This window comes from Diaphorobacter sp. HDW4B (assembly GCF_011305535.1).
In the GTDB taxonomy this organism is placed as follows: domain Bacteria; phylum Pseudomonadota; class Gammaproteobacteria; order Burkholderiales; family Burkholderiaceae_C; genus Diaphorobacter_A.
In genome coordinates, this window is record NZ_CP049905.1 from 1,670,698 (window position 1) to 1,697,082 (window position 26,385).

Here is a 26,385-nt window from a genome sequence, read left to right on the forward strand (position 1 = left end):
AACAGAATTTTCTGATTTTCAAAATGATTGCGCAGCAAGACACTGCGGACATCACCCACTTCCGACGGTTTTTCATGTCGATGTCCAGCACCCCCACCTCCATGCCTCAAAACCCGATCCCCCACGCGAATGCCTCGTCCCTTCGCTGGAAGGTGCTGGCGGCGGGAACGCTTGCCAATGTGGCGTTTTCCATCATCGTCAACGGCTTTCCGATGACCGCCATCCAACTGCGCACCGGCTACGGGCTCGACGCGTGGAGCTTGGGTTTGATGCTGGGAATGATGGGCCTTGGCGTGGCGATCAGCGAACTGCCCTGGGGCATGTTGGCCGACCATTGGGGGGACCGCCCGGTGTTGCTGCTCGGTTTGGGCGGAAGTGCACTGGTGCTGGCCTGCATGACGGTCTGGGGTGCGCCGCATTCTGGTCACACGCCCGGCTTGGCGCTCGTCTATGCCGGGCTGTTGGTGACAGGATTGCTGGGCGGCAGTGTGAACGGTGCCAGCGGGCGCGCCATCATGCATTGGTTCGCACCGGGTGAACGCGGGCTGGCCATGAGCATTCGTCAGACCGCCGTGCCGATGGGCGGCGCGCTCGGTGCGCTGCTCTTGCCACGCATTGCCGCATCGGCAGGGTTCGATGCGATGTTCGCGTTTCTCGCGGTGATCTGCGTGCTGTGTGCGGGGTTGGTGTGGCTGTGGATCATCAATCCGCCCGACGCAGACACGCCCACCGCAGCACAAGATCATCCCCGCTCGTTCAGCGCACTGAAGAACACTCTCGTCTGGCAGATCGCCTGCGGCATCGCGATTCTCTGCGCACCGCAATTTGCCGTGCTTTCCTTCGGAACCGTGTTTCTGCACGACGCGGCACAGGTGAGCTCCGCCGCCATCACCACGGCCATGGTGACGCTACAGGTGGGCGCGATGGTGCTGCGCATCTGGAGCGGCCGCTGGACCGACCGGCACGGCAACCGCATCGGCTTTCTACGCTGGTGCGCGGCGCTCAGTGCGCTCAGCTTTGTCGCGTTGGCTGCGGCGCAAGCCGTGCATCTTCCGGGGGTGATGCTGGCCGTCATGCTCGCCGTCAGCGGGGTCTGCGTATCCGCGTGGCACGGGGTCGCTTATGCGGAACTGGCAACCCAAGCGGGTGCAACGCAGGCCGGCACCGCGCTCGGCCTGTGCAACACCTTGGTGTTCGTCGCGAACTTTCTGGTGCCGCAAGCGGTGGTCAAGGTTCAAGAGCGCATCGACTGGTCAGGCGTGTGGCTGCTGTGCGGGGGCGTTGCCTTGCTCGCGCTGCCGCTGGTCAGCGCGCATGTTCGGGTGAAAACCCGGCTTGTGGCTTAGACCGGCACGGCTGTGGTCGCCTTGACACGATCGAGCACGAAGCTGGTCTTGCAGTCCTGCACACTCGGGTGCTTGAGCAGCGTGTCCATGATGAAGCGGCTGTAATGCGCCATGTCGGCCACCACCACGCGCAGCAGATAGTCCATCTCGCCGGTCAGGGCGGAGCACTCGACCACCTCGGGCCAGCTCTGCACGCTGGCGCGGAACAGGTCCATGGGGTTGCGCTTGTGGCTTTCGGTGTTCTTTTCGAGCCGCACATTGATATAGGCAGTCAGCCCCAGCCCCACGGCCTCGGGTTTGACCAGCGCGACATAGCGCTCGATGATGCCGGCATCTTCCAGACGTTTGGCGCGGCGCAGCACCGCGCTGGGCGACAGGCCGACCCGCTCGCCGATCACGTCGTAGGTCTCCCGGCCATTGGCCTGCAGACTGCGCAGGATGGCGCGGTCCAGCTTGTCCAGAGACACGACGGAAGAGGTTTCACCAGGGGCAGAAGAAGTGCTCATGGGCAGCGATTTTGGGGCACAAGAACGCTCAAGTTAACCCGAGACTTCCCTAGCGCAAAAAAGCTGCGTACTATTTGACACATTCACATGAATAGTGCAGAAGTCATGCAATTTACGGATGAAATGGGCGAAAAAATGACAGCCTTGCCATTTACATTCAACGCTGTGCAGATGCTTGCCATCCGCAGCGAGTGCTCGAAGAGAACGCCTCGTCACCTTACCCCAGAACAAGCAACCTTCATGTCCGGAGACACACCATGAACGCTCCCACCGCCGACAAGACCTTGAACAGCACCGCGCCTGCCGGAAACTCCGCCTGGGAGAACCCCATGGGCACCGACGGCTTCGAGTTCATCGAGTACGCCGCTCCCGATCCAGTCGCCATGGGCAAGGCTTTTGTCGCGATGGGTTTCAAGCCCGTTGCGCGCCACCGCCACAAGAATGTGCTGCTGTACCGTCAGGGCGACATCAACTTCATCATCAACGCCGAGCCGGACAGCTTCGCCCAGCGTTTTGCGCGCCTGCACGGCCCGAGCGTTTGCGCGATCGCCTTCCGCGTACATGACGCCAAGGCCGCCTACGAGCGCGCACTGAATCTGGGCGCCTGGGGCTACGCGGGCACGTCCGAGCCCGGCCAGTTGAACATCCCCGCCATCAAGGGCGTGGGTGACAGCCTGATCTATTTTGTGGACCGCTGGCGCGGCAAGAACGGTGCGCGTCCCGGCGACATCGGCAACATCGGCTTCTTTGATGTGGACTTCGTGCCGCTGCCCGGCATCAGCACCGAAGAGATGCTGCATCCCAAGGGCGCGGGCCTCACTTACGTGGATCACCTCACGCACAACGTGCACCGTGGCCGCATGGTGGAGTGGGCCGATTTCTACGAGCGCCTTTTCAACTTCCGCGAGGTCAAGTACTTTGACATCGAAGGCCAGGTCACGGGCGTCAAGAGCAAGGCCATGACCAGCCCCTGCGGCAAGATCCGCATTCCGATCAATGAGGAAGGCAAGGAAAAGCCGGGCCAGATCCAGGAATATCTGGACATGTACAAGGGCGAGGGCATCCAGCACATCGCCATGGGCTCGGACGATCTGTACGAGACGGTGGACACCCTGCGCGGCAACGGCGTGCGCCTGCTCGACACCATCGACACCTACTACGAACTGGTCGACAAGCGCATTCCCGGCCACGGCGAAAGCGTGGAAGAACTGCACAAGCGCAAGATCCTGATCGATGGCAAGAAGGACGCCATCCTGCTGCAGATCTTCAGCGAGAACCAGCTCGGGCCGATCTTCTTCGAATTCATCCAGCGCAAGGGCGATGACGGCTTCGGCAACGGCAACTTCAAGGCGCTGTTCGAGAGCATCGAGCTCGACCAGATGCGCCGCGGCGTGCTCTGAAGCGCAAGCTGAAGATGGTTGCGCCGTCGCAGTTTGCGATTGCACCATCTCCGGTTAACAATGCTGCGCTGCAATAAATTGTAAATATACTGAGCAAATATTTACTTTCCAAAGGACCCCACCCGTGCTTCGCGTGTCTTGTCTGCTCAGTGTCTTGCTCGCTTGTGTCCCCATGGGCGCGACGGCTCAGAACGCCTCCGCTCCCATGTCGCTGGTCGTGCCCTACCCGGCTGGCGGCCCGCTGGATACCTCCGCGCGCCTGATCGCTCAGGAGGCCGGTGATGCGCTCGGCAAGATCAACGTCGAGAACAAACCCGGCAAGGGCGGTGGCACGGGTGCGGAACTGGTGGCCAAGGCGCCGAAGTCGGCCAACATGGTGCTGATGGGTGCGGTCGCCACGCACGCGGTCAATCCATGGCTGTACAAGAACTTTCCGTACGACCCGCTCAAGGACTTCAAGCCGCTGGTGCTCGTCGCCCGCACGCCCAATGTGCTGGTGATGAACGCCGAGGTGGCCAACGAGCTGGGCATCCAGTCCACCAGCGATCTGGTGAAGTACCTCAAGGCGAATCCGGAAAAGCTCAAGTACGGCTCGGGCGGCAACGGCAGCATTGGCCACATCGCGGCCGAAATGTTCAAGTCGTTGACCAACACGCGCGTGTCGCATGTGCCGTTCCAGGGCTCGAATCCGGCGCTCAAGGCGCTGCAGGCGCGCGAAGTGGCGCTGGTGTTCGACAACCTCGCGTCCTCGCTGCCGCTGATCCAGACCGGCCACTTGAAGGCGCTGGGCGTGACCTCGCTCGGTCAGGACGACGCACTGCCCAAGGTACCGAGCATCAACAGCGAAGTGCCGGGCTTCAACGTGGTGACCTGGTTCGGGCTGTTCGCGCCCGCCTCGCTGCCGGAAAGCGACGCGCGCCGTTACGCCGAAGCCTTCGAATCGGCGATGAAGAGCAACCGCGGCACGGCGGGTCTCAAGAAGATGGGTATCACAACGGAAGACATGCGCCTGGCGACCTTCCAGGAATTTGTGGAATCGGAAAACAGCAAGTTCGGCTTTCTGATCAAGACCGCCAAAATTCGCATCGAATAACGCGGCCACGCAAGGGGCTGACAGGCCCGGATGGCTGCCGACACAATGAAGGAGACATCATGGGACAAGCACCTGTCGCACCTGTCGTTTACGGCCAATCGAGCCGCCCGCCGCGCGGCGACTACAGCCGCGCGCAGGAGGATTTCACCTGCGCGCAGAACTTCGACGCGTACACGGCGGCGGACCACGACACCTACCACCGCCTGTACGAACGCCAGTCCGCACTGCTGCCGGGGCTGGCGAGCCAAGCCTTCATCGACGTGCTGCCCAAGCTGGGCGCGAAGGAGCGCATTCCGCGCTTTGACGACATCAACGAGCAGCTCTGGCAGGCCACGCGCTGGGAGATCGTCGCCGTGCCGGGGCTGATTCCCGAACGCGCCTTCTTCTCGCTGCTGGCCAACCGCAAGTTTCCGGTCACCGACTGGATTCGCAAGCCCGAGGAGTTCGAATACATCGTCGAGCCCGACGTGTTCCACGACCTCTTCGGCCATGTGCCGCTCTTGTTCAATCCGGTGATTGCCGACTACATCCAGCGCTACGGCCAGGGCGGCTTGAAGGCGGAAGATCTGGGCGCTGGCGAGATGCTGTCGCGCCTGTATTGGTACACCATCGAGTTCGGTCTGATCCGCGAGCCGCAAGGACTGCGGGCTTACGGCGCGGGCATTCTGAGTTCCAGCGGCGAACTCAAATACAGCGTGCAAAGCCCCGAGCCGCGACGCCTGCCGCTGGAGCTCGCGCGCACCATGCGCACGCGCTACAAGATCGACACCTACCAGCAGACCTATTTCGTGATCGACAGCTTCGAGCAGTTGTTCGAGCTGACCGAGCCCGACTTCACGCATCTCTACGAAGAGCTGCGCGCGCTTCCCGAATTCGGCGCGAACAGCGAGCCCTTGGCCTGAGCGCGAATCAGCGACCAGAGCTCCGGCGCGTTGAGCATCTGCACATGGGCATAGCCCGCGAGCAGATGCTGCTCGGCATGCGCGAGTTGCGAGGTCGATTCAGGAAACACCACGTTGTCGCAGTCCGCATAGACGCAATGCCAGCGCACGCGTGAAAACGCGCTGTCGCTTCGCGCTTCGTCACTGCGAAGCTGGTTCAGCCAGTCGCTGTCGGGGCGCATCTGCTTGACGTTCGGACCCATCACACACAGCGCCAGCGGCGAACCGTGGTGCGGGGTGCCGATGGTGATCGCCGCATGAGGAACCAGGCCGCTGTCGGCAGACTGCTCTCGTAGCCAGTCGCGCAACACCAGCCCGCCCATGCTGTGCCCTACCAGCAAGGGTGCCACGCCGGTGGCTTGATGCAGGCGGCGAACGGCGGCATCGACCACTGGGCGCGCGGTTTCGATACCGTGCAGCAACATCGGCAAGCTCACCGCGATGTAGGGAATATTCTGAGCGCGCAGGTACCGCATGGTCTGCGTCCACACAGCGCGATTGCACATCCAGCCATGCACCAGCACCACGCCGCGCTGGCCTTGCGCATCGGTGGGGACATGGTCAGGCACCTCCCACTCGCGCCATGGAATCTGCCAGGCGAACTGGTGCATGGACTCCTGCGTTTCCGCGTTCCACGCCTTGAGCACCGCGTCCTGAGTGGCGTGCGGCATGCCCAGACGCTTCTTGAAGGTCTGCATGATCCAGAACTGCAGGCCCAGCCAAAGCCGCCCCGCCACCATGAACAGCACCACCCCGCCGATGGCCAGCCACGCCGAGCGAGGCCAGGCCCAGCCGACCCACGCGATCACGACCAGCACATTGAACAGACTGACGGCACGCAGCCACCATGCAACCATGAATTCGAACTTTCTCTGGATGAGCCTTTGTCAGCACACATTGTGCATGGACAGTCCCGAATTGTTCCGGCGCGGCAGGCACAATGCTTCCAAGAGACAACACCAGCCAGAGACAAGCGCCCATGACCCGCACCACGCCAGCCCTGCCCGACGACATCACCGTGCTGGAGCGCGGCTGGCTTTCCGCAAACAATGTTCTATTTCAAGGCGCACATGGAACGGCGCTGGTGGACAGCGGCTATTTCACGCATGCCGACCAGACCGTCGATCTGGTCGCTGCCACGCTCGACGGCAAACCGCTCGATCTGCTGATCAACACCCATCTTCACAGCGACCATTGCGGCGGCAACGCGGCCCTGCAGGCGCGCTGGTCGCAGTTGGAAACCCGCATTCCGCCCGGACAGTTCGAGCAAGTCCGCCACTGGGACCCGGTCGCGCTCACCTACGAACCCACGGGCCAGCACTGCCCGCCCTTTCGCGCCGATGGCACTCTGGAGCCCGGCACGGAAATCGGCTTGGGCGACCGCCTCTGGCAGATCCACGCCGCGCCCGGACACGATGTGCACGCGGTGGTGCTGTTCGAGCCGCAGTCGCGCGTGATGATCTCCGGCGATGCGCTTTGGGAAAACGGCTTTGGCGTGGTGTTTCCTGAACTCGAAGGCGAGGAAGGCTTTGGCGACGTGGGCGCGACGCTCGATCTGATCGAGAGCCTGGCCCCCGAAACCGTCATTCCCGGCCACGGTGCCGTGTTTGCCGATGTGCCCAAGGCGCTCGACATCGCAAGGCGCAGACTGGCGGGCTTCGTGGCCGATCCGCTCAAGCACGCGCGGCACGCGGCCAAGGTGCTGCTCAAGTACAAACTGCTGGAATGGCAGCGCATTCCGATGACCGATGCGCTGGTCTGGCTGGAAAACACGCCGTATTTCCGTCTGCTGCACCAAAGCCATTTCGCAGCACTGGGCCTGCACGAATGGGCCGAGGAACTGGTGCGCGATCTGGTCGCCAGTGGCGCGGCGGCACGCCAGGACGGCTTGCTGCTCAACGCCTGAAGCTCGGCAAAATCCAGGTCGCATCTCGGCTCCGACTGGGGCCACGCACAAGATTCGTACGCCCCGTTCACAGATGGGATGAAAAGTTCCCGTCTCGCCCGAAAAAGCGGTGCAGGGTCGCAACAAACTGTTGCCGAATCGCCACAAAACACCCCATTTCCATGTAGAAATTGCCAGAAATCCCGACTGAAAACTGAACAGGCACGAGAACGAGAGTGATTCTCAACAATAATCCAACCCAGTTAAACAGAGAGACTTTCATGCAATCCAAACGTTCCTACGTCAAGAAGCCACGCAGCCTGCGTCTGGCCGACAGCGTTGCAGCAGCCGTCGTGTTGCTGCCCTTGAGCGCCTTTGCTCAAACTCCCGCAGCTCCTGCGACCGCCGCCGAAGCACTGCCCACCGTGACAGTGAAGGAACAGGCGATCGATCCAAACCCGAACGCCGAAGTCGGCGCGCCTTACAAGGCCAAGACTTCCGCCGATTCGCGCCACACCCGTCCGCTGGCCGAGACGCCACAGACCATCTCGGTGATCACCAAGTCGGCGATTGACGACTCCGGCTTCACCGATCTGAAGCAAATCCTCTCCGCCCAGCCCGGCATCACGCTCGGCACCGGCGAAAACGGCAATGCCTTCGGCGACCGTTACATCATCCGTGGCCAGGAAGCCCGCTCCGACGTGTTCGTCGACGGCCTGCGCGACCCCGGCATGACCACCCGCGAAAGCTTTGCCGCCGAACAGGTCGAAGTCACCAAGGGCCCGAACTCCACGTTCGCAGGCCGTGGCTCCGCTGGCGGCGCGGTGAACGTGATCACCAAGCAAGCCACGCTGGACTACGATTTCACACGCATCTCCGGCTCGGTCGGCACCGACAGTCACTACCGCCTGACGATGGACGCCAACAAGGCCATCAACGACACCTTCGCGCTGCGCGTGAATGCGCTCGTGGGCTCGGAAGACGTGCCTGATCGCGGCCCATCCGAGCGCAAGCGCAAGGGTCTGGCACTGTCCGGCCTGTGGGAAGTGAATCCCGATCTGTCCGTGACCGTCGACTACTACGGCTTCCGCGGCAAGGACAACCAGCCCGACCTCGGCGGCTACCTCGTCGGCACCGCACCTGCGCGCTACCCGGCGAGCAACGTGCCTGTGTACGCACAGTCCAACGACTTCCTGAAGTCCGACGTCGACACGCTGACCGCACGCATCAACTACCGCCTCGCGTCGGACCTCAAGCTCACCAGCCTGACCCGCTACGGCACGTCGAGCAACGGCTACGCCACCACCGGCGCTTCCAGCCGCACGGCCTACAACGCCAACGGCTCCACCTACACCACCGCTGGCATCGACACTGGCCACACCGGTTGGCAGGAAGTGCACTACTTCGCCCACCAGTCCAACCTGCGTTGGGACAAGATGATCGGCGGCATGAAGCACGAAATCATCACCGGCTTCGAGTACACCGACCACATGGTCAAGTCCGGCAACTACGCCGTGGCCAACAGCGGCGCCTACAACTGCCGCACGACAGCCACCGCCACTGCCAACAACGGCTGGTGCTTCACCAACTCTGCTGGTCAGAGCCTGGGCGACCCCACCACGCTGGCAGGTCGCAGCTACACCCGCCGCGGCTGGAGCGGTGACTGGCAAGTGCGCACCTACGCCCTGTCGCTCATGGACACCGTCGATCTGACCGACAAGTGGACCATGTTCGGCGGCGTGCGCGCTGACCACTACAAGCTCAGCTACCTCACCCGCAACAACACCACCGGCGCACAGACCGGCGACTACGGCTTCAGCGACACCCTGTTCAACGGCCATCTGGGCGTGAGCTACAAGATCAACCCGCAAGGCATGGTCTACGCTGGCTACGGCACATCGCAGGACATCAACGGCGGCGAGCCTGACTCCGGCACCAGCAGCGGCTACGGCGGCCTCGTGATCTACAACGGCAACGCCGCAGGTGCCAAGCCAGAGCGTTCGCAGAACTTCGAACTCGGCACCAAGTGGAATCTGCTGGACGACAAGCTGCTGGCAACGGCCGCCGTGTTCCAGACCACCAAGACCGACGTGATGGAAGGCGCGAACTACGACACCGCTGGCACATTCAACACCGGCAAGAACCGCGTTCGCGGTATCGAATTCGGCCTGGCCGGCAACGTGACCAAGCAATTCCAGGTGCAAGCCGGTGCTGCGTTCATGAAGTCCAAGGTGCTGCGCTCGGCTACCGCCGCCAACGTGGGCCGTCCGCTGTCCAACTTTGCCGACAGCACGTTCTCCGTGCAAGGCAAGTACCAGATCACCAAGGACTTCTCGATCGGTGCCGTGGCTCGTCACGAAAGCGATCGTTGCGGCGGCCAGCCCGACACCGCAGCCGGCTACACCGCCAGCGGCGTGTGCTCGCAGCCCGTGCCTTCGTTCACCGTGTATGACGCGTTCGCTTCGTACCGCATCAACAAGTACGCCGACGTGCGCTTGAACGTGATGAACCTGACGAACAAGGACTACTACACGGCCGTGTACCGTTCCGGTGCGTTCCTGTACAAGGGCGACTCCCGTGCCGTGCGCCTGACGCTGAACCTGGACCTGTAATACAGGACCGGCAACCGATCCGCAGCACATGAAGAACATGCTTCAAACGCTGCGGATTTGTTCAAGTCTTGCGTGACCCAAATCAGTGACCATCGATGCCGGGCCCGCGCCCGGCATTTCCGCTTCTGGTTATCGGGTATCAATATCCATTGATTTCCGAACGAGTGAACCGAAACGGGAGAATCCACACCATGCTGATCACCATCGACAAGGTCCTGTCCAAAGAGCAGGTCCACCAATTCCGCCAGCAGCTCGATGCAGCTGCCTGGAACGACGGCTCGGCCACGGCCGGCACGCTCGCCAAGAGCGTCAAACGCAACCACCAGCTCGACGACAACAGCGAGCTGTGCATTGCGCTCGGCAACCAGATCGTGCGCACGCTCTCGCAGACGCCGCTGTTCATCTCGGCCGCGTTGCCGCGCATCATCTACCCGCCCAAATTCAACCGCTACGCCGACGGCGGCACCTACGGCGCGCATGTGGACAGCGCGCTCATGTTCCTGCCCGGCAGCAGCCAGCAGATGCGCACCGACCTGTCGGCTACGCTGTTTCTGGCCGAGCCCGACGAATACGATGGCGGCGAGCTTGAAATCGAAGGCCCGTTCGGCGTGCAATGCGTGAAGCTCGAAGCCGGTGACATGGTGCTCTATCCATCGAGCAGCCTGCACCGCGTCACGCCCGTCACACGCGGCGCACGCGTGGCCTCGTTCTTCTGGATCGAGAGCGTCGTCGCCGATGAAGCCGAGCGCACGCTGCTGTTCGATCTGGACCAGTCCGTGCAGCACATCGCGCCCTCGTTCGCGCCCGACGATCAGCGCCTCGTGCAGCTCACCGGCGTCTATCACAACCTGCTGCGCCGTTGGGCCAAGCCCTGAGCGGCCGACAGGGGCCAGGCGTTTTAATTAAGATTCGATTCCCTCCAAGGAGTGCACCTCATGAAAACCATCAAAACCATTCTGTGCGCCGCCATCCTGACCGTGGGCGCGAGCAGCGCCTTCGCGCACGGCAACATCACCTGCAAGGAATACCCCAAGAGCGAATGGCGTCCGCACACCGAGCTGCAGCAGAAGCTGGAGAAGGAAGGCTGGGTCATCCGCCGCATGGAAAAGACAGCGACCTGCTACGAGGTCTACGCCAAGGACCCCAAAGGCAAGCGCGTGGAAGCCTTCTTCGACCCCAAGACCTTCGAACGCGTTGAAGAGTAATTGAAGAACAATTCCACGCCCTCCCACAACCCGGTTACCAATGGCCAGAGCGCACCGCTGAAGGTGCGTGTCTGGGACTGGCCCGTGCGTCTTCTGCATTGGGGTCTGGTGGTCTGCATCGCGCTGTCCTGGTGGAGTCGCGAAGACCTCGGTCCCCTGCATGAGCGCACGGGCTATGTCGTCATCGGCATCCTGGTCACGCGACTGCTGTGGGGCTTTGTCGGCTCGCACTACGCGCGCTTTGCGCAGTTCGTTCGCGCACCGAAAGCCACCATCGCCTACGCGCGTGCGGCGCTCAAAGGCAAAGCCCCGCGCTACATCGGCCACAACCCGCTGGGCGGCTGGATGGTGCTGGCGCTGCTCGCCTGCCTCACACTGCTGACCTTCACCGGCTGGCTCTACACGACCGACATGTTCTGGGGCTACGGCTGGCTGGCGGAACTGCACAAGTACCTGGCCTGGACCCTGCTTGGCCTCGTCGCCATGCACATCGCAGGCATGCTGTGGACCTGCTGGGAACACCGCGAAAACCTCGTTCGTGCGATGTTCACCGGAAAAAAAGCCACGCCATCTGACGACGACGTGGCTTGATCCTTGGCACTGCGCCAACGCTGGCGCGGCCCATACGAGGACAGCCGAGCAAGGGCCGCCCCGCAGCGATGGCTGTGTCCCCCTCCGCTGCGCAACGCGCAGCACAAGAGAGGGGGAAGGCGCAATGCGCCTCAGGGGGTGCTGCCGAATTACGGCAGGTCTTTGTTGGGTTCGGGCTCGCTTGCGTTACGCGGGCCCACATTCCCCAAACGTCCCTTGATCGACTGCGGCTGTCCCGTCAGGATGGCCGCGTAGTTGCTGGTGTTCGCCAGCACGTTCTTCACGTAGGTGCGGGTTTCGGTGAACGGCACGTTCTCGGCCCAGATGGCGGCGTCGATCACCGGGCCGTTGCGCCAATTGCGCGGACGACCGGGACCGGCGTTGTAGGCCGCTGCGGCCAGCGCCATCGAGCCGTCGAAGTCATCCAGCGCGAGCTTCAGGTAAGCCGTGCCGATGGTGATGTTGGTCTCGCGGTCGTAGATCATGTCAGGCGTGAAATCGGTCATGCCGATCTTGCGCGCCGTCCACTTGGCGGTCGCGGGCATCACCTGCATCAGGCCCGATGCGCCCACATGCGAGCGCGCGTCCATGATGAAGCGGCTTTCCTGACGGATCAGGCCGTAGACATAGGCCGGATCGAGGCCGATGTTCTTCGCGTGATCGACCACCGAATTGCGGAACGGCATCGGGAAGCGCTGCGTCGTGTCGATGAACGACTTGGTGCGTTCGCTGGTGTTGATGCAGCGGTCCCAGACTTCCTGCCTGCAGGCCAGATCGGCGGCGGCCAGCAGTTCGCGGTCGTTCATGCCGCCGGGGCTGTGCAGATTGGTCGCGTAGTTCCACTCGCGCACGCCTTCGCTGCGCAGGCCGAGCAGGATGGCGTACAGCCCGCGATTGAGGCCGGGATTGGCCTTCGCGCCCGCGATTTCTTCGGGCGCAAGCGGCTGCGGTGCCTGTGGCTGAGTGAGCTTCAGGCCCAGTTCCTCGCGCGCCAGTTGCTCGTAGAAGCTGCTGGTGCCGGCGATCGATTCGAACAGGCGCTTGGCGTTCGCCTTGTCCTCGTCACCGGGACGATTCGCCAGATAGGCACGGCCGCGCCAGTAGACCCAGGTCGGATCGGTGCGACCCGCCGTGCTCATCGCGTCGATGCTGCGCGCTACGACTTTCCACTGACCGGCACGCATGGCCGCGCGTGCGCGCCAACCCAGCATGTCGTCGTTCAGATCAGCGTCGCGCGTCACATTGTTGAAGTAGCCCAGCGCCTCGGGCGACAGCGAATTCGCCGCCTGCTTGCCGATCAGGCCCCAGAGCCAGTTGCGCTCCTCGGCCGAAAGTTGCACGCCCCATTTGTTGTCGAGTATGTTCGCGGCCTGCGCCGGATCGCTCATCGCCATGCGGATCAGCGCCAGCACGATGAATTCCTGCTTCATCTTGCCGCGCGCTGTGGCACGGCCCGTCAGGTACTTGGTCGGCGAATCGGTGGCTTCGCGCAGACCGCCCACGGCCTCGGGCGCAACGATCTGCACGGCCTTCTGCGCGGCGCGCAGACGATTGGCCTCGGTCGCCAGACGCGCCTTGCGCCAGATGTCGAGGGCCTTGATCTTCTTGTTCGCGTAGAGATCGGCGACCGCGCTCGCGCAGCCGTCATCCAGATCGCGCTGGCCATACCAGTTGCGCAGCACGGTGTCTGCCGCGTCCTCCGGGGCCTTGCCCACCATCTGGTCGACATTGAGCGCATAGCACTGCACTTCCTTGTCGTCGCGCATGCGGAACTTGGCGTGCATGTCCATGAAGCGCTCCCAGTCGCGCCGCTGGCCGAGCAGCAGCAACCAGTCGTTGCGCAAACGGTCTTCCTGATAACTGCCCGCATAGCGTTGCAGGAAAGCATCAACCTCGTCCTGGGTCGCTTCTTCGAGCCGGGTCTTCAATTCCCAGTACGCCGCCCACGGCTCCAGCACGTGTCCACGTGCGCCCGGCAGCAGTGCGGTGAGTTTTTGCTTGTCTTTCTGCCTGAACGCTTTTTGCATTTCCAGCAGCACATCGTCGCCTCGGGTTTGAGCCGAAACGGGCGCAACCGTACTTGCCAGACTAGCCCCGAGCAGTAACGGTGTCAGAATCTTGAGCCATTGCATTACTGGATTATGTGATGGACAAAGCAGCCTTGCGTCGCGCACTGGTAGAAGAACGCCTGAATTTGCCGGATCGGTTGGTTCGGGCAGACATGTTGCAGCGTGTCATGCGCATCTGGCTGGTCGACCGGCCCGACATCATCATCGGCGCCTACTGGCCCATCAAGGGCGAATTCGATCCCCTGCCCGCCCTGCACCGCTGGAAGGAAGACGGCGAGCTGCTCGACGAACCCCAGCGCCGCCGCATTGGCCTGCCCGTGGTGAACCGCGAACACAAGACTCTCACCTTCCACGCCTGGTACCCCGGCTGCCCCATGGAAGAGGACGCCTACGGCATCCCCAAACCCAAGGACACCGAGCTGATCGTGCCCACTCTGCTGTTCGTGCCCTGCGTGGGTTACGGCGCAGGCGGCTACCGACTGGGCTACGGCGGCGGCTTCTACGACCGCACGCTGGCCGCACTGGAGCCGCGCCCGTTCACCGTCGGGCTGGGCTACACCAATGGCTATGTCGATGAATTCGAGCCCGAAGCACACGACCAGCCATTGGATGCCATCCTGAATGACAACGGCGTGATCTGGCCGAACTATTGACTCCCCCTGAGTCGCTTCGCGCCCTCCCCTTGAGGGGGACACCGCCTTCGCCGCGAGGCGGCTCTTGGCTTGCGGTTGCTGGCATGGCCTGCTCCGCGGCCTTCGGAGGGGTAACGCCTTGCGCTTGAGCAGGCTGCATTCTTTTTGAAACGACTTTTACGAGTCAGCCACGCTGAGCCTGCCACTGCGCCCAGCCTCGCGCGCGGAGTTCACACGCCGGGCAGGTGCCACAGCCGAACCCCCAGTCGTGCATTTCATCGCGCACGCCCTGGTAGCAGGTGTGCGTCTCCTTGCGAATCAGATCGACCAGCCGGTCGCCGCCCAGCTCGAAGGCCAACTGCCAAGTCTGCGCCTTGTCCAGCCACATGAGAGGCGTCTCGATCAGCAGACGCCGCTCCAGCCCCAGATTGAGCGCCAACTGCATCGCCTTCATGGTGTCGTCGCGGCAGTCCGGGTAGCCCGAGAAATCCGTCTCGCACACGCCGGTCACGATCACCGAAATCCCGCGCCGATAGGCAAGCGCCCCCGCCAGCGTGAGAAACAGCAGATTGCGCCCCGGCACAAAGGTGTTGGGCAACCCGTCGGCCTGCATGGCGAACGCCACATCCTCGGTCAGCGACGAACCGCCGATCTGCTTGAGCACATCGAGCGACAGCACATGGTCCTCGCCCAGCTTCGCGCCCCATTCAGGAAACGCCGAGCGCACCGCCGCCAGCGCCGTGAGCCGCACCTCCAACTCCACGCTGTGCCGCTGGCCGTAGTCAAACCCCAGCGTCTCCACCCGCTCGTAGCGCGACAGCGCCTGCGCCAGACAGGTCGTGGAATCCTGACCGCCGGAGAACAGGACAAGCGCGGTTTTGTGGTGGCCGGTGGATGTGGTCGAGAGGGACATGGGCAGAGGTGACGCAGACATGGGCCAGAATTAGAACACCGCCAACGAAAGCCACACCGGCTTGTCGAGCCGCCCAATCCACCAGTTTCACCAGAACCACCACCGAGGCCACCCCATGCTCAAGCTCTACATCGGCAACAAGAATTACTCGTCCTGGTCAATGCGCCCGTGGGTGCTGCTCAAGCAGGCGGGCATTCCGTTCGAAGAAATCATGGTGCGCTTCGACAGCTTCGATGCCGGATCGCAGTTCAAGAACGCCATCGGACAAGTCTCGCCCACCGGCAAGGTGCCAGCGCTGGTCGATGGCGATCTGGCCATCTGGGACACGCTGGCCATCGCCGAATACCTGGCCGAAAAATTCCCCGAAAAGCACCTCTGGCCGCAGGACCCCAAGGCCCGCGCCATCGCCCGCAGCGTGTGCGCGGAGATGCACAGCGGCTTCGTCGCATTGCGCACCCATTGCGGTGTGAACATCGAAGCCCAACTGGCCGATGTGGGCGCGCTGATCTGGCGCGATCAACCCGCCGTGCGCGCCGATGTGCAGCGCTTGGTCGAGATGTGGACAGCGCTGCTCGACAAGCATGGCGGCCCCATGCTGTTCGGCGAGTTCAGCATTGCCGACGCGTACTTCGCGCCTGTCTGCTCGCGCCTCACCACGTTTGCGCTGCCGGTGCCTGAGCACATCAAGGCCTATGTCGAACGCGTATTGGCATTGCCCGGCGTCGCCGCGTGGGTGCAGGGTGCGCTGGCCGAAAAAGACTTCGCCGCGTTTGAAGAGCCCTACCGCTTGCATCGTTGAGTCCCAAAGCGGCCTACACTCACCTCATGCAAATCTACATGGTGGGCGGCGCGGTGCGTGATCGCCTGATGGGCAATCCGGTGAACGACCGCGACTGGGTCGTCGTCGGCGCGCTGCCCGATGAAATGACCCGACTCGGCTACCAAGCCGTGGGGCGGGACTTCCCCGTTTTTCTTCATCCCGAAACGCACGAGGAATACGCGCTCGCGCGCACCGAGCGCAAGAGCGGTCGCGGCTACCGCGGCTTCGTCGTGCAGACCTCGCCCGACGTCACCCTCGAAGAAGACCTCTCGCGCCGCGACCTGACGGTGAACGCAATGGCCGCTCCGCTCGACTGGGACGGCAGCGCGAGCGCCGTGGTCGACCCCTACAACGGCCAGCGCGATGTGCAAAACAAAGTGCTGCGCCACGTGACGATGGCCTTCCGCGAAGACCCGGTGCGCATCCTGCGCATCGCCAGATTCGCCGCGCGATTCGCTGGTTTCAGCGTTGCGCCCGAAACCATGGCCCTCATGCGCGAGATGGTGGCCGACGGCGAGGTCGATCATCTCGTCGCCGAACGCGTCTGGCAGGAACTCTCGCGCGGCCTCATGGAACAGCGCCCATCGCGCATGTTCGAGGTATTGCGCGAATGCGGTGCACTGAAGGTGCTGCTGCCCGAACTCGACAAGCTCTGGGGCGTGCCACAACGCGCCGAGTATCACCCCGAAGTGGACACCGGCGTGCACGTGATGATGGTCGTCGACATGGCCGCGCAATTGCAGGCTCCGCTCGAAGTGCGCTTTGCCTGCCTGATGCACGACCTCGGCAAAGGCACGACACCCGCCGACATCCTGCCGCGCCACATCGAACACGAAGCGCGCAGCGTCGATCTGGTCAACGGCGTCTGCGACCGCTGGCGCGTACCCAACGATTTGCACGAACTGGCGGTGCTGGTGGCGCGCGAACACGGCAACATCCATCGCAGCAAGGAACTCGGTGCCGGTGCGATGCTGCGCCTGTTCGAACGCTGCGACGCCATCCGCAAACCCGCACGTTTTGAAGAAGCGTTGTTCGCCTGCGAATGCGATGCGCGCGGACGACTCGGCTTCGAGAACAACGCCTATCCTCAACGCGCCAGACTGGCAAGCGCACTGCAAGCAGTATTGGAAGTGAAGACTGGACCCATCGCAGGCGCGGCAGCCAAGCGCGGCCTCAAAGGCGAAGCCATCGGCGCCGCAGTAGCCGATGCACGCAGAGAAGCGCTTCGCACATGGCTGTCCACCAACGAAGCACCGACACCATCACCATGACCGACAACGAACAAGCCGTTCAACTGATCCGCACCACAGAACAACTGCGCGAACTGGCCAACCAAGGCCAATCCGGCGAAGGCTGCGACTGCCGCTTGGACCAGTTCCAAGGCTGGGACAGCATCGCCGACATGCGCTGGCCCGCCGCGCAGATGAAGCAAGTAGCCGACCTGCGCGAACCCGGCGTGGACGAGCCGACGTTCGAAGAATTCCACCCCGACCGCACGCGCTATGAAAGCCCGAACGCGCCGATTGCGCTGGCGTACTTTCCGGTCAATCGAAGCACCGTGTGGCGCTGCACGAAGTGCGGAATTCAAGTCATGAGATACACAGAATTCGGCGGCTACTACATAGACCACAGAGCCCGAGTCCTCACTTCCGCCCTCGTCGTGGATTCACCTTCGCCGTTGCTTTGATTGATTGGTTTCGTTCGTCGTTTTGAGGCGGCAATACAGCCCCTCATGCGTCGTTGTGGAAGCCTTGCCGTATCGGCATACTGTCTGCGGCTTCACGCCTAGCCTGAGGGGCCGTCTTGCCGTTGGGGTGTTGGTACGAGTGCCCGCTTCGCTTCGCAGGCTCGCTCCCAAAAACCAAGTCAAATTCGGCCGCCACTCGCGCACCATATCTCGCGAAGTCGCGAGATCAACCGGCACGAGCAACGCAAAGTGCCGTAACTTCCTCTTATGAAAACACTGACTCGCGGCGGTTGCCCGAACGGAGAGCCCTCCGGGGCTCGCAGTGAGTTCTGCCGCGGGTATTGAAAAGCGTTTTTTGGTGACTTTTTGGCGCAAGCAAAAAGTTACTCGCCCGCCGGGGCGAACACCCGGCACCCGTAAGCAACCCCCTAGCAGAATCAAAAAATCAAATAAGAGACCGAACCCACCGAACAATCTCCCCCGCAGGCAGCGCCCCAGAGATGCGCCCAATCTCCACCCCCTCACGAAACACAGCCATCGTAGGAATACTGCGAATATTGAACGGAGCAGCAGTCTGAGGATGCGCCTCCGTATCCAGCTTGGTGAACTGCGCGTCCACCTCCAAAGCCTTCGCAGCCTGCGCATAAGCAGGCGCCATCATCCGGCAAGGCCCGCACCACGGTGCCCAGAAATCCACCACCACCGGCAGTTGGCTGCGCCCGATGTGCTTGGCAAAGCTCTCCCCATCCAGATTCACCGGCTCACCCGTGAGCAGCGGCTGGTGGCAGCTTCCGCAGTTGGCGGTCTCGGCGTTCAACTGGTCACGCGCAATGCGATTGGTCTTGTGGCAATGGGGGCAGACAACGTGCAGGGAAGAAGAAGATGACGATGAAGATTCAGAAGACATGGCAATACTCGTGGGTTAGGACGATCTTTTCCATCATGTGGTGATTCGACCTGCATTTTCAAGCGGACGACAGCCCTGCGGCGCATTGGCCTACAAAACCATGCGAACGCAGCTTGTTAAGGTCCCATGCAATGCACGGGCTCCCAAGGCTGACTCCAGGCCATGCACTTTTTCTCGATTTCGACGGCACGTTGGTGGACATCGCATCGCAGCCGGATGCAGTGCGGGTGGAAGATGGTGTCGTTCCTGCACTCGAAGCCCTCCACCATTGTCTGCAAGGCGCGCTGGCCATCATCACCGGGCGCACGCTGGCAGACATCGACCACTACCTCGCGCCACTGCGATTGAATGTAGCGAGCGAGCACGGCGCACAGCATCGCCACGCAGTGACGGCGGGCGATGACAGCGAACATCGCAGCAATAACGACAGCAACAGCACTGCATCTTCCGATCTGCACGCGGCCGAGCAGCGCTTGAAAGCAGCCCTGCTGCAATACCCCGGCCTGCTGCTGGAGACCAAGACCGCGGGGCTTGCGTTGCACTACCGCCATGCGCCCGCGCTGGAGTCCATCTGCTCAAAGCTCATGGACGACATCGTGCGCGACATGCCGGGCATGGAAATCCTGCGCGGCAAGTGCGTTCTGGAGCTCAAGCCCGCAGGGCCGAACAAGGGCCGCGCGGTGCAGGAATTCATGCAACTGCCCGCGTTCAAGGGCCGCACGCCGATCTTTGTGGGCGACGACATCACCGACGAAGCCGCCTTCATCGCCGCGCAGCAGATGGGCGGCGTGGGCATCAAGGTCGGCCACGGCACCAGCGTTGCCGCGATGCGCTGCGAATCAGCGGCGCAGGTGCGTGCGTGGTTGCTGCAGCAACAGCCTTCCACTTCATCAGGAGCGCGATGACATCATGACGAGCACCCCATCGAACACCTCTCGCTTCGGCACACCAGCCACGCCTTCGCTGAATCTGGGCGTGATCGGCAACTGCGCCATCAGCGCGCTCGTGGACTGTCAGGGCGACATCGTCTGGAGTTGCCTGCCGCGCTTCGATGGCGATCCGGTGTTCAACGCGCTGCTCAAGGCGGGCGACGCAGGCAGTCGTTTTGCCATCGAACTGGAAGACCTCGTCAGCACGCGGCAAGCGTACGAGCCCAATACCGCCGTGCTGCGCACCACGCTCACCGACCGCAGCGGCAACAGCGTGGAGATCACCGATTTCGCTCCGCGCTTTCATTCACGCTCGCGCTATTTTCGCCCTGTCACCCTTGTGCGCAAGGTGCGGCCATTGCACGGCGCACCGCGCATTCGCGTGCGGCTCAAGCTCTCGTTCGATTGGGGGAAAACCGAACCGGTCATCACGCGCGGCAGCAACCATGTGCGCTACGTCGGCCCGCAGATGACGCTGCGTTTGAACACCGATGCACCGATCTCCTACGTGCTCGAAGAGCAGCCTTTTCTGCTGTCCAAGACCCATCACTTTCTGCTGGGCGAGGACGAGTCGCTCGCCAATGGGATCGCGGAAACGGCGCAGCATTTCGAACGCGAGACCATTACCTACTGGCGCAAGTGGTGCAACAGCCTGTCGATTCCGCTCGAATGGCAGGACGCGGTGATTCGCGCTGCCATCACGCTGAAACTTTCGCTCTACGAAGAGACCGGCGCCATCGTCGCCGCGATGACCACCAGCATCCCCGAATCCGCGAACAGCGGCCGCAACTGGGACTACCGCTACTGTTGGCTGCGTGACGCATTCTTCGTGGTGCGTGCGCTCAACAGCCTGTCGGAAACCGGCACGATGGAGGACTATCTGCGTTGGCTTTCCAACGTGGTGATCGAGGCCACATCGGGTCATATCCAGCCGCTCTACGGCCTTGGTCTCGAACGCGAACTGCCCGAGCGCGTGATGGCGGATCTCGCCGGTTATCGCGGCATGGGGCCGGTGCGTGTGGGCAATCAGGCTGCGGAGCATTTTCAGCACGATGTGTACGGCAACATCGTGCTGGGTGCGGCGCAGGCCTTTCACGATCGGCGCTTGCTGCATCCTGCCGGTGCTGCCGAATTCCGCTATCTCGAACGCATCGGCGAGCATGCCGTGCGCGTGTATGGCACGCCCGACGCGGGCATGTGGGAGCTGCGCACGAGAGCGCGCGTGCACACCTCGTCCGCGTTGATGAGCTGGGCCGCATGTGACCGGCTCGCGAAGATCGCCGCGCATCTGGGTCTGGCCGAACGCGCGCATTACTGGGGCACGAACGCGCAGCATATGCGAGACGAAATTCTGGCGCGTTCGTGGAACGCATCGCGTCAGGCATTCGCCGAAAGTTTCGATGGCAATGAGCTCGACGCGAGCGTGCTGCTCATGAGCGAAGTCGGCCTGATCGATGCGCACGACCCGCGATTCGTGAGCACCGTGGATGCCATGGAACGCGTGCTCTGCGATGGCCCGTTCATGCGCCGATACGAAGCGGCCGACGACTTCGGCAAGCCCGAGACCTCGTTCAACATCTGCACGTTCTGGCGCATCGACGCGCTGGCCCGCATTGGTCGCAAGGAGGAAGCACGCGACATCTTCGAGGCCATGCTGGCCGCGCGCAATCCGCTCGGGCTGCTGTCGGAAGACACGCATTCCGAGACGCGCGAGATGTGGGGCAATTTTCCGCAGACCTATTCGATGGTGGGTGTGATCAACGCCGCCATCGCCTTGTCGAAACCCTGGAGGAGCGTGATCTGATGGGCCGTCTTGTCGTCGTCTCCAACCGCCTCGCAGACCCGCGCAAACCAGCTGCGGGCGGCCTTGCCGTGGCGCTGGGGGAGTCGCTGCAAAAGTCCGGCGGGCTGTGGTTTGGCTGGAGTGGAAACATCTCGGAAGACGGCGCCTCGGGCAACGACAGCAACCTGCACATGCGCAACTCCGGCAAGGTCACGCTGGCCACGGTCGATCTGAATCGCAGCGCCTACGAGAGCTACTACGAAGGCTATTCCAACAGCGTGCTGTGGCCCGTGTTTCACTACCGGCTGGATCTGGCGAATTTCAACACCAGCCATCTCGCGGGTTACCGCCGCGTGAACCAGCTGTTTGCGCGAAAGCTCAAACCGCTGCTGCGCGACGACGACACGATCTGGGTGCATGACTACCACCTCATCCCGCTGGCCGCCGAATTGCGTGCACTCGGCTGCCGGCAACGCATTGGATTCTTTCTGCACATTCCGCTGCCGCCCGCGCTGATCCTCGCTGCGATTCCGCAGCACGAATGGTTGATGCGCTCGCTGTTTGCCTACGATCTGGTAGGTCTGCAAAGTGAAGCCGATGTGGCGCATTGCATGCACTACATGACTACCGAAGCACAAGCCACGCTGCAGGACGATCAGCGACTGAGCGCGTTCGGTGCGACGGTGCAGGTGAAGGCGTTTCCGATCGGCATCGACGTGCAGGAATTCCAACGGCTCGGTCGATCACAGGATGCGGTGGACACCTTCGAGAGCGTGCGCAACGAATACTCGCGCCGCCAGTTGCTGCTGGGCATCGACCGGCTCGATTATTCCAAGGGCATTCCGCAGCGCGTGCGTGCGTTTCGCGAGTTGCTGGAGCGCTATCCCGACAACGTGCACAGCGCCACCTTGCTGATGATCGCCTCGCCCAGCCGCGATGCGGTGAACGCCTATGTCGATTTGCGGCAGGAGCTTGAAGGTCTGTGCGGCGCGATCAATGGAGACTTCGGTGATCTGGACTGGATTCCCGTGCGCTACATCCATCGCACGGTGGCACGCAAACGCGTTCCAGGGCTGTGCCGCGCATCGCGAGTGGGGCTGGTCACGCCGCTGCGCGACGGCATGAATCTGGTCGCCAAGGAATACGTGGTCGCGCAGGATCCCGAAGACCCCGGCGTGCTCGTGCTCTCGCGCTTTGCGGGCGCGGCGGAGCAGCTCAGGGACGCGCTGCTGGTGAATCCGTACGACGCGCAAGGCATGGCGGAAAGCATCCAGACGGCGCTGCACATGCCGCTCGCAGAACGCCAGCGCAGGCATAGTGCGCTGCTCGAAAACATCCAGCGCTACGACATCCACTGGTGGCGTGAAGCGTTTCTGGCAACGCTTCAATCGTCGGCCACCAAGGCCAGCGCCGCGTAGTCGCCCACCTTTTCGCCCAGCCCCGCAACTCGCAATTCCACACCTTGCGTGAGCGCCGGAAAATAACGCTGCACTTCGCGCTCCAGCATCGGCAGCAGCATGGCCGAGTGGTGGAGAAACACCGAGCCACCGATGCTGATGCGCTGCAGATCGAGCGTGGCGACGAGGTTGTAGAGCAGCCTGCCCATCACTTCGCACAACTGCTGCACGATGCGCACGGCCAACGCATCGCCCTTGGTGGCCGCAGTCATCACACTCGCGGCATCCATGCCGATGCGGCGTGCGAGCGAGCCGCCTGCAATCATCGATTCCACATCACCGTGGTTGCCGCAACCGCAGATCGCCGCAGCATCGCCATCGACCACAAAGCTGTGACCGGCATGCCCCGCATTGCCGTTCTTGCCGCGCAGCACGCGCCCGTCCACGCACAGCCCCACGCCGACGCCAGTGCTCCAGGTGACATAGGCACAGTTGTCCGATCCACGCAGCGCGCCCCAACGGCGCTCGGCCATCAGCGCGGCGACGGCATCGTTGGCGATGCGGACTTGGCCCAATGCGGCAATCAACGGCGCCTCAAGCGGCACATGCGTCCACTCGTTGCCGATGCCACGCGGCGAACCAGCAAGCCCGCCGCAGATGTTGGGATTGGCGACTTCGATGCGGCCATCGACAAGCACGAAAGGTCCGCACGACGAAACGCCCGTGGCCGACAAATCGGCGCGCGTGATGCCCTGCTGCGCGCAAGCCGAATCGACGAGCGCCAGCACCTGATGCGCCAGCGCGTTGACATCGCCCGTCTTCACCGTCGGCCCGACCACGCGCACGGCCATGGCTGCGGGCAGCGATGCCCCCGCGCTGGCTTGCTCATCGCTCACCAGACTCACGGCCACCTTGGTGCCGCCAATGTCCACACAGGCTTTCATCGTGCTCATTCGGAAGTCCCCCAAGTTCCGCCCATCTTGCCGCATTGCAGCCGCGTGGGTTGTAGGACTTTCCGAACAGTCTTCACATCAGCACGCCGGGCTTTTCTCCGCGCTCGTACACCACATGTGCGCGGCCAACGATCAGCGGATCGAGCTTGCCCACCTGCTCCAGATCGCGGCGCGTGTATTGCAGCTTGTGCAGCACATAGCGCAGCGCGTTGAGGCGTGCGCGCTTCTTGCAGTCGCTCTTGATCACGGTCCACGGCGAATCGGCGGTGTCGGTCTCGAAGAACATCGCTTCCTTGGCGCGCGTGTAGTCGTCCCATTTGTCCAGCGATGCCATGTCGATGGGACTGAGCTTCCATTGCTTGAGCGGATGCGCCTTGCGCTCCTTGAAGCGGCGGCGCTGCTCCTCGCGGCTCACGCTGAACCAGAACTTGAACAGATGCACGCCGCTGCGCACGAGGTGGCGTTCGAACTCCGGCGCCTGGCGCATGAACTCGGAATATTCCTCGGGCGTGCAAAAACCCATCACGCGTTCGACGCCTGCGCGGTTGTACCAACTGCGGTCGAGCAGCACGATCTCGCCGCGCGTCGGCAGATGCTGCACATAGCGCTGAAAGTACCACTGACCTTGCTCGGTCGGCGTGGGCTTTTCGAGCGCCACCACGCGTGCGCCGCGCGGGTTCAGATGCTCCATGAAGCGCTTGATGGTGCCGCCCTTGCCCGCCGCATCGCGGCCTTCAAAAACGATGACCACACGCTGACCGGTTTCCTTCACCCATGCCTGCAGCTTGAGCAGCTCGACCTGCAGACGGAACTTCTCGCGCTCATAAGCAGAGCGGCGCATCAGGTTCTTGTATGGGTATCCACCTTCGCGCCAACCGGATGCCAGCTCTTCATCAGGATTGCCCTGCTCCGCCTTGTTCGCACTGGCCCTACCAAACAGCGCCTTGCGCAGCGCGCGGCGGTCGTCTTCCGATGCGCCGTCGAGCAGCACACGCAGCGCCGCCGCACGATCTACGCCGGACTCCTGACCGTCGATGATGCTGCGCGCCACTTCGGTGAACTCGGTCTGCCGCACGCTCGCGGCTTCGCTTGCCACATGGCGCGCGAGGGCTTCGGGTTGGAAGGATGGAGGCACATCGCCACGCGCCACGGGCCGTGTGCGTTCGCGGCTCGTTGTGGACTTGGCCGCGCGGCGGTTGGCAGGTTGGAGCGTCTTGGGAGGCTTGGTGCTTCGAGGCATGGTCAGTCCTTTTTTCAGGTGCAAAACCTTTGACTCTGCTACTGCAGCATGCCACGCCCATTGAGCTACCGCAACGCTGCCGGAACCGCCACTGGAACCGCAGCCAGATGCCACGCGCAAGCGATCACACCCGGCGCATCGGCTCAAATGTAGCGCGCAATCAGACTCATCAAACCGCTGAGCACCAGCGTGCTCGCAAGCGGTATGAACCAGTCTCGCCCGAACAGCTTGAAATGGAAATCCCCCGGCAACCGACCCAGCCCCAGCTTGCGCAGCCAGGGCGCGATTCCGTTGATCAGGATGAGCGCGAGAAAGACGACGACAACCCAGCGGATCATGGCGCGTCAGAGCCTGTGCGTGCAGTCGCCATGCGAGAAGCCGCGCGGCAACCACGCTTCGCCCGCGCCCAGCATGATCACCTTGAACAGCTCGCCCATCTCGTGCTCCATCACCAGCTTGGCGGCCTGCGAGCGTTGCTTCTGCTCGCGCTTTTCCATCTCCTGCGCGATGCCGCAGTTCAGCAGAAAGTGCGCCTGATTGGTGTAGCCCAGCACCTGCAGACCGGCGTCCTGAGCGGCCAGCGCGATGCCGGTGAAATTCACGTGCGCGGTGATGTCCTTCAAGCCCACATCGACCAGCGGATCGAAATCCACCTGGTGCGCGCGATGGCACACCAACGTGCCCATGTGGCGCTGCGGATGGAAGAACTCGCCCTCGGGAAAACCGTAGTCGATGAAGATGGCCGCGCCGCGCTTCAGTCGATCAGCGATCGTGCGGATGAAGGCCTCGCCCTGCGGCTGCAGCTCGGTCAGATAGTCCTGCGGGCCGGGCACGTCGATGGGCGGACGCAGATCGGTCGGCTTGTCGATCCAGGCAAAACTGCCGTCGCCGGCCAGCACCACGCCGCGCTCGTTCCACACGCCGTCCTGTTCGCCACCCTTTCGGAAGACCAGTTGCACCGGCATGGCATCCAGCACCTCGTTGCCGACGATGACGCCTTCGATGGCGTCGGGCAGTTGGTCGGCCCATACGACCTGATCGTCGAACTTTTCCAACGTCTGCTGCTGGCGCGCACGCAGGCTGCCCGACAGATCGACGATGGTGTAGCGCTTGACGCGGCTGCCCAGCACCTCGAGCAGTTGCTTGGCGAGCGCGCCCGTGCCCGCGCCGAATTCCCAGATTTCATGAGTGCCCGATGCATCCAGCGCCTCGCGCACCTGCTGCGCCAGCGCCCAGCCGAACAGTGGCGAGAGTTCAGGCGCGGTCACGAAGTCGCTGCCCGACTGCGGCATGGTGCCGAACTTGGCCGTGCCGTTGGCGTAGTAACCCAGCCCCGGCGTGTACAGCGCCAGTTCCATGAAGCGATCGAACGCCAGCCAGCCACCCGCCGCGCGAATGGCCTCTTCGATGTGCTGCTTGAGCGCCGTCGTTAAACTTGAGGAATCTATTGATGTGTTCACACCCCCGATTGTCCCC

27 protein-coding genes are annotated in these 26,385 nt (G+C 62.9%); 17 read left to right on the forward strand and 10 right to left on the reverse strand.

Going from position 1 to position 26,385, the window contains the following annotated elements:
- Positions 1 to 80 precede the first annotated feature (80 nt).
- Positions 81 to 1,346 carry an MFS transporter gene (locus tag G7048_RS07740; protein WP_240933210.1) on the forward strand — a complete coding sequence of 422 codons (1,266 nt, stop codon included), beginning with the start codon at positions 81 to 83 and terminating at the stop codon, positions 1,344 to 1,346.
- Here the strand turns inward: G7048_RS07740 and G7048_RS07745 are convergent.
- A complete protein-coding gene (locus tag G7048_RS07745; protein WP_166067578.1) occupies positions 1,343 to 1,852 on the reverse strand; it encodes an Lrp/AsnC family transcriptional regulator in 510 nt (169 codons plus the stop codon). The genes G7048_RS07740 and G7048_RS07745 overlap by 4 nt on opposite strands.
- An 87-nt stretch (positions 1,853 to 1,939) precedes the next feature.
- Here G7048_RS07745 and G7048_RS07750 point away from each other — a divergent pair, with 87 nt between their 5' ends.
- The 4 genes from G7048_RS07750 to phhA all read left to right on the forward strand — a co-directional run bounded on the left by G7048_RS07750 (position 1,940) and on the right by phhA (position 5,247).
- Positions 1,940 to 2,113 (forward strand): hypothetical protein, encoded by a 174-nt coding sequence (locus tag G7048_RS07750; protein ID WP_166067579.1) that lies wholly within the window; start codon positions 1,940 to 1,942, stop codon positions 2,111 to 2,113.
- Complete coding sequence (gene hppD, locus G7048_RS07755; protein WP_166067580.1) at positions 2,110 to 3,252, forward strand: 4-hydroxyphenylpyruvate dioxygenase; 1,143 nt, start codon at positions 2,110 to 2,112, stop codon at positions 3,250 to 3,252. Before G7048_RS07750 ends, hppD begins: the two co-directional genes overlap by 4 nt.
- Before the next feature lie 172 nt (positions 3,253 to 3,424).
- Positions 3,425 to 4,345, forward strand: a complete 921-nt coding sequence (locus tag G7048_RS07760; protein ID WP_166067581.1) for a tripartite tricarboxylate transporter substrate binding protein — start codon at positions 3,425 to 3,427, stop codon at positions 4,343 to 4,345.
- A gap of 59 nt (positions 4,346 to 4,404) precedes the next feature.
- Entirely contained in the window at positions 4,405 to 5,247 is an 843-nt protein-coding gene (gene phhA, locus G7048_RS07765) for a phenylalanine 4-monooxygenase (RefSeq protein ID WP_166067582.1), read from the forward strand.
- Here phhA and G7048_RS07770 read toward each other — a convergent pair.
- Positions 5,190 to 6,143 carry an alpha/beta fold hydrolase gene (locus G7048_RS07770; protein WP_166067583.1) on the reverse strand — a complete coding sequence of 318 codons (954 nt, stop codon included), beginning with the start codon at positions 6,141 to 6,143 and terminating at the stop codon, positions 5,190 to 5,192. The genes phhA and G7048_RS07770 overlap by 58 nt on opposite strands.
- Positions 6,144 to 6,265: 122 nt before the next feature.
- On the opposite strand from G7048_RS07770, the gene G7048_RS07775 reads away from it, so the two are divergent.
- Positions 6,266 to 7,192: an MBL fold metallo-hydrolase gene (locus tag G7048_RS07775; protein WP_166067584.1), complete on the forward strand. Its 927-nt coding sequence runs from the start codon at positions 6,266 to 6,268 to the stop codon at positions 7,190 to 7,192.
- 67 nt (positions 7,193 to 7,259) lie between these two features.
- On the opposite strand, the gene G7048_RS07780 is transcribed toward G7048_RS07775, so the two are convergent.
- Complete coding sequence (locus tag G7048_RS07780; RefSeq protein ID WP_166067585.1) at positions 7,260 to 7,454, reverse strand: hypothetical protein; 195 nt, start codon at positions 7,452 to 7,454, stop codon at positions 7,260 to 7,262.
- Here G7048_RS07780 and G7048_RS07785 point away from each other — a divergent pair.
- From G7048_RS07785 to G7048_RS07800, 4 genes are all read left to right on the forward strand, one after another.
- Positions 7,453 to 9,783, forward strand: a complete 2,331-nt coding sequence (locus G7048_RS07785; RefSeq protein WP_166067586.1) for a TonB-dependent siderophore receptor — start codon at positions 7,453 to 7,455, stop codon at positions 9,781 to 9,783. The two genes, G7048_RS07780 and G7048_RS07785, sit on opposite strands and share 2 nt — an antisense overlap.
- Before the next feature lie 191 nt (positions 9,784 to 9,974).
- The gene (locus G7048_RS07790) at positions 9,975 to 10,658 is read left to right on the forward strand and encodes a Fe2+-dependent dioxygenase (protein ID WP_166067587.1); all 684 of its coding nucleotides are present in this window, start codon (positions 9,975 to 9,977) and stop codon (positions 10,656 to 10,658) included.
- Positions 10,659 to 10,718: 60 nt separating this feature from the next.
- Positions 10,719 to 10,988: a PepSY domain-containing protein gene (locus G7048_RS07795; protein ID WP_166067588.1), complete on the forward strand. Its 270-nt coding sequence runs from the start codon at positions 10,719 to 10,721 to the stop codon at positions 10,986 to 10,988.
- A complete protein-coding gene (locus tag G7048_RS07800) occupies positions 10,989 to 11,579 on the forward strand; it encodes a cytochrome b/b6 domain-containing protein (protein ID WP_240933211.1) in 591 nt (196 codons plus the stop codon). It abuts the gene before it with no gap.
- 149 nt (positions 11,580 to 11,728) lie between these two features.
- Here the strand turns inward: G7048_RS07800 and G7048_RS07805 are convergent, their stop codons facing one another.
- A complete protein-coding gene (locus G7048_RS07805; RefSeq protein WP_166067589.1) occupies positions 11,729 to 13,711 on the reverse strand; it encodes a lytic transglycosylase domain-containing protein in 1,983 nt (660 codons plus the stop codon).
- A 14-nt stretch (positions 13,712 to 13,725) separates the two neighbouring features.
- On the opposite strand from G7048_RS07805, the gene G7048_RS07810 reads away from it, so the two are divergent.
- Positions 13,726 to 14,301: a 5-formyltetrahydrofolate cyclo-ligase gene (locus G7048_RS07810; protein ID WP_166067590.1), complete on the forward strand. Its 576-nt coding sequence runs from the start codon at positions 13,726 to 13,728 to the stop codon at positions 14,299 to 14,301.
- 163 nt (positions 14,302 to 14,464) lie between these two features.
- Here the strand turns inward: G7048_RS07810 and queC are convergent, their stop codons facing one another.
- On the reverse strand, positions 14,465 to 15,214 hold the full coding sequence (gene queC / locus G7048_RS07815; RefSeq protein ID WP_205750353.1) for a 7-cyano-7-deazaguanine synthase QueC: 750 nt from the start codon (positions 15,212 to 15,214) through the stop codon (positions 14,465 to 14,467).
- Positions 15,215 to 15,308: 94 nt separating this feature from the next.
- On the opposite strand from queC, the gene G7048_RS07820 reads away from it, so the two are divergent.
- From G7048_RS07820 to G7048_RS07830, 3 genes are read left to right on the forward strand one after another with little or no spacing between them, the layout of a single operon-like run.
- Positions 15,309 to 15,992 (forward strand): glutathione S-transferase family protein, encoded by a 684-nt coding sequence (locus G7048_RS07820; RefSeq protein WP_166070861.1) that lies wholly within the window; start codon positions 15,309 to 15,311, stop codon positions 15,990 to 15,992.
- A 26-nt stretch (positions 15,993 to 16,018) separates the two neighbouring features.
- On the forward strand, positions 16,019 to 17,284 hold the full coding sequence (locus G7048_RS07825) for a multifunctional CCA addition/repair protein (protein WP_166067591.1): 1,266 nt from the start codon (positions 16,019 to 16,021) through the stop codon (positions 17,282 to 17,284).
- Entirely contained in the window at positions 17,245 to 17,700 is a 456-nt protein-coding gene (locus G7048_RS07830; protein WP_166067592.1) for a hypothetical protein, read from the forward strand. The genes G7048_RS07825 and G7048_RS07830 overlap by 40 nt, the downstream gene beginning before the upstream one ends.
- A 445-nt stretch (positions 17,701 to 18,145) precedes the next feature.
- On the opposite strand, the gene trxC is transcribed toward G7048_RS07830, so the two are convergent.
- Positions 18,146 to 18,607 (reverse strand): thioredoxin TrxC, encoded by a 462-nt coding sequence (trxC, locus tag G7048_RS07835; RefSeq protein ID WP_166067593.1) that lies wholly within the window; start codon positions 18,605 to 18,607, stop codon positions 18,146 to 18,148.
- Between the two features lie 131 nt (positions 18,608 to 18,738).
- Here trxC and otsB point away from each other — a divergent pair, with 131 nt between their 5' ends.
- The 3 genes from otsB to otsA are packed head-to-tail and all read left to right on the forward strand — an operon-like array spanning position 18,739 to position 22,737.
- Positions 18,739 to 19,512, forward strand: a complete 774-nt coding sequence (gene otsB / locus G7048_RS07840) for a trehalose-phosphatase (protein ID WP_166067594.1) — start codon at positions 18,739 to 18,741, stop codon at positions 19,510 to 19,512.
- A gap of 4 nt (positions 19,513 to 19,516) precedes the next feature.
- Positions 19,517 to 21,340: a glycoside hydrolase family 15 protein gene (locus G7048_RS07845; protein WP_166067596.1), complete on the forward strand. Its 1,824-nt coding sequence runs from the start codon at positions 19,517 to 19,519 to the stop codon at positions 21,338 to 21,340.
- Positions 21,340 to 22,737 (forward strand): alpha,alpha-trehalose-phosphate synthase (UDP-forming), encoded by a 1,398-nt coding sequence (gene otsA, locus G7048_RS07850; RefSeq protein ID WP_166067597.1) that lies wholly within the window; start codon positions 21,340 to 21,342, stop codon positions 22,735 to 22,737. The genes G7048_RS07845 and otsA overlap by 1 nt, the downstream gene beginning before the upstream one ends.
- Here otsA and G7048_RS07855 read toward each other — a convergent pair.
- The 4 genes from G7048_RS07855 to G7048_RS07870 all read right to left on the reverse strand — a co-directional run bounded on the left by G7048_RS07855 (position 22,704) and on the right by G7048_RS07870 (position 26,369).
- Positions 22,704 to 23,660: an ROK family protein gene (locus G7048_RS07855; protein WP_166070862.1), complete on the reverse strand. Its 957-nt coding sequence runs from the start codon at positions 23,658 to 23,660 to the stop codon at positions 22,704 to 22,706. The genes otsA and G7048_RS07855 overlap by 34 nt on opposite strands.
- A gap of 82 nt (positions 23,661 to 23,742) precedes the next feature.
- The gene (gene ppk2 / locus G7048_RS07860) at positions 23,743 to 24,909 is read right to left on the reverse strand and encodes a polyphosphate kinase 2 (RefSeq protein WP_166067598.1); all 1,167 of its coding nucleotides are present in this window, start codon (positions 24,907 to 24,909) and stop codon (positions 23,743 to 23,745) included.
- 143 nt (positions 24,910 to 25,052) lie between these two features.
- Complete coding sequence (locus G7048_RS07865) at positions 25,053 to 25,247, reverse strand: DUF2905 domain-containing protein (protein WP_166067599.1); 195 nt, start codon at positions 25,245 to 25,247, stop codon at positions 25,053 to 25,055.
- A 6-nt stretch (positions 25,248 to 25,253) separates the two neighbouring features.
- On the reverse strand, positions 25,254 to 26,369 hold the full coding sequence (locus G7048_RS07870) for a class I SAM-dependent methyltransferase (protein WP_371747659.1): 1,116 nt from the start codon (positions 26,367 to 26,369) through the stop codon (positions 25,254 to 25,256).
- Positions 26,370 to 26,385: the final 16 nt, after the last annotated feature.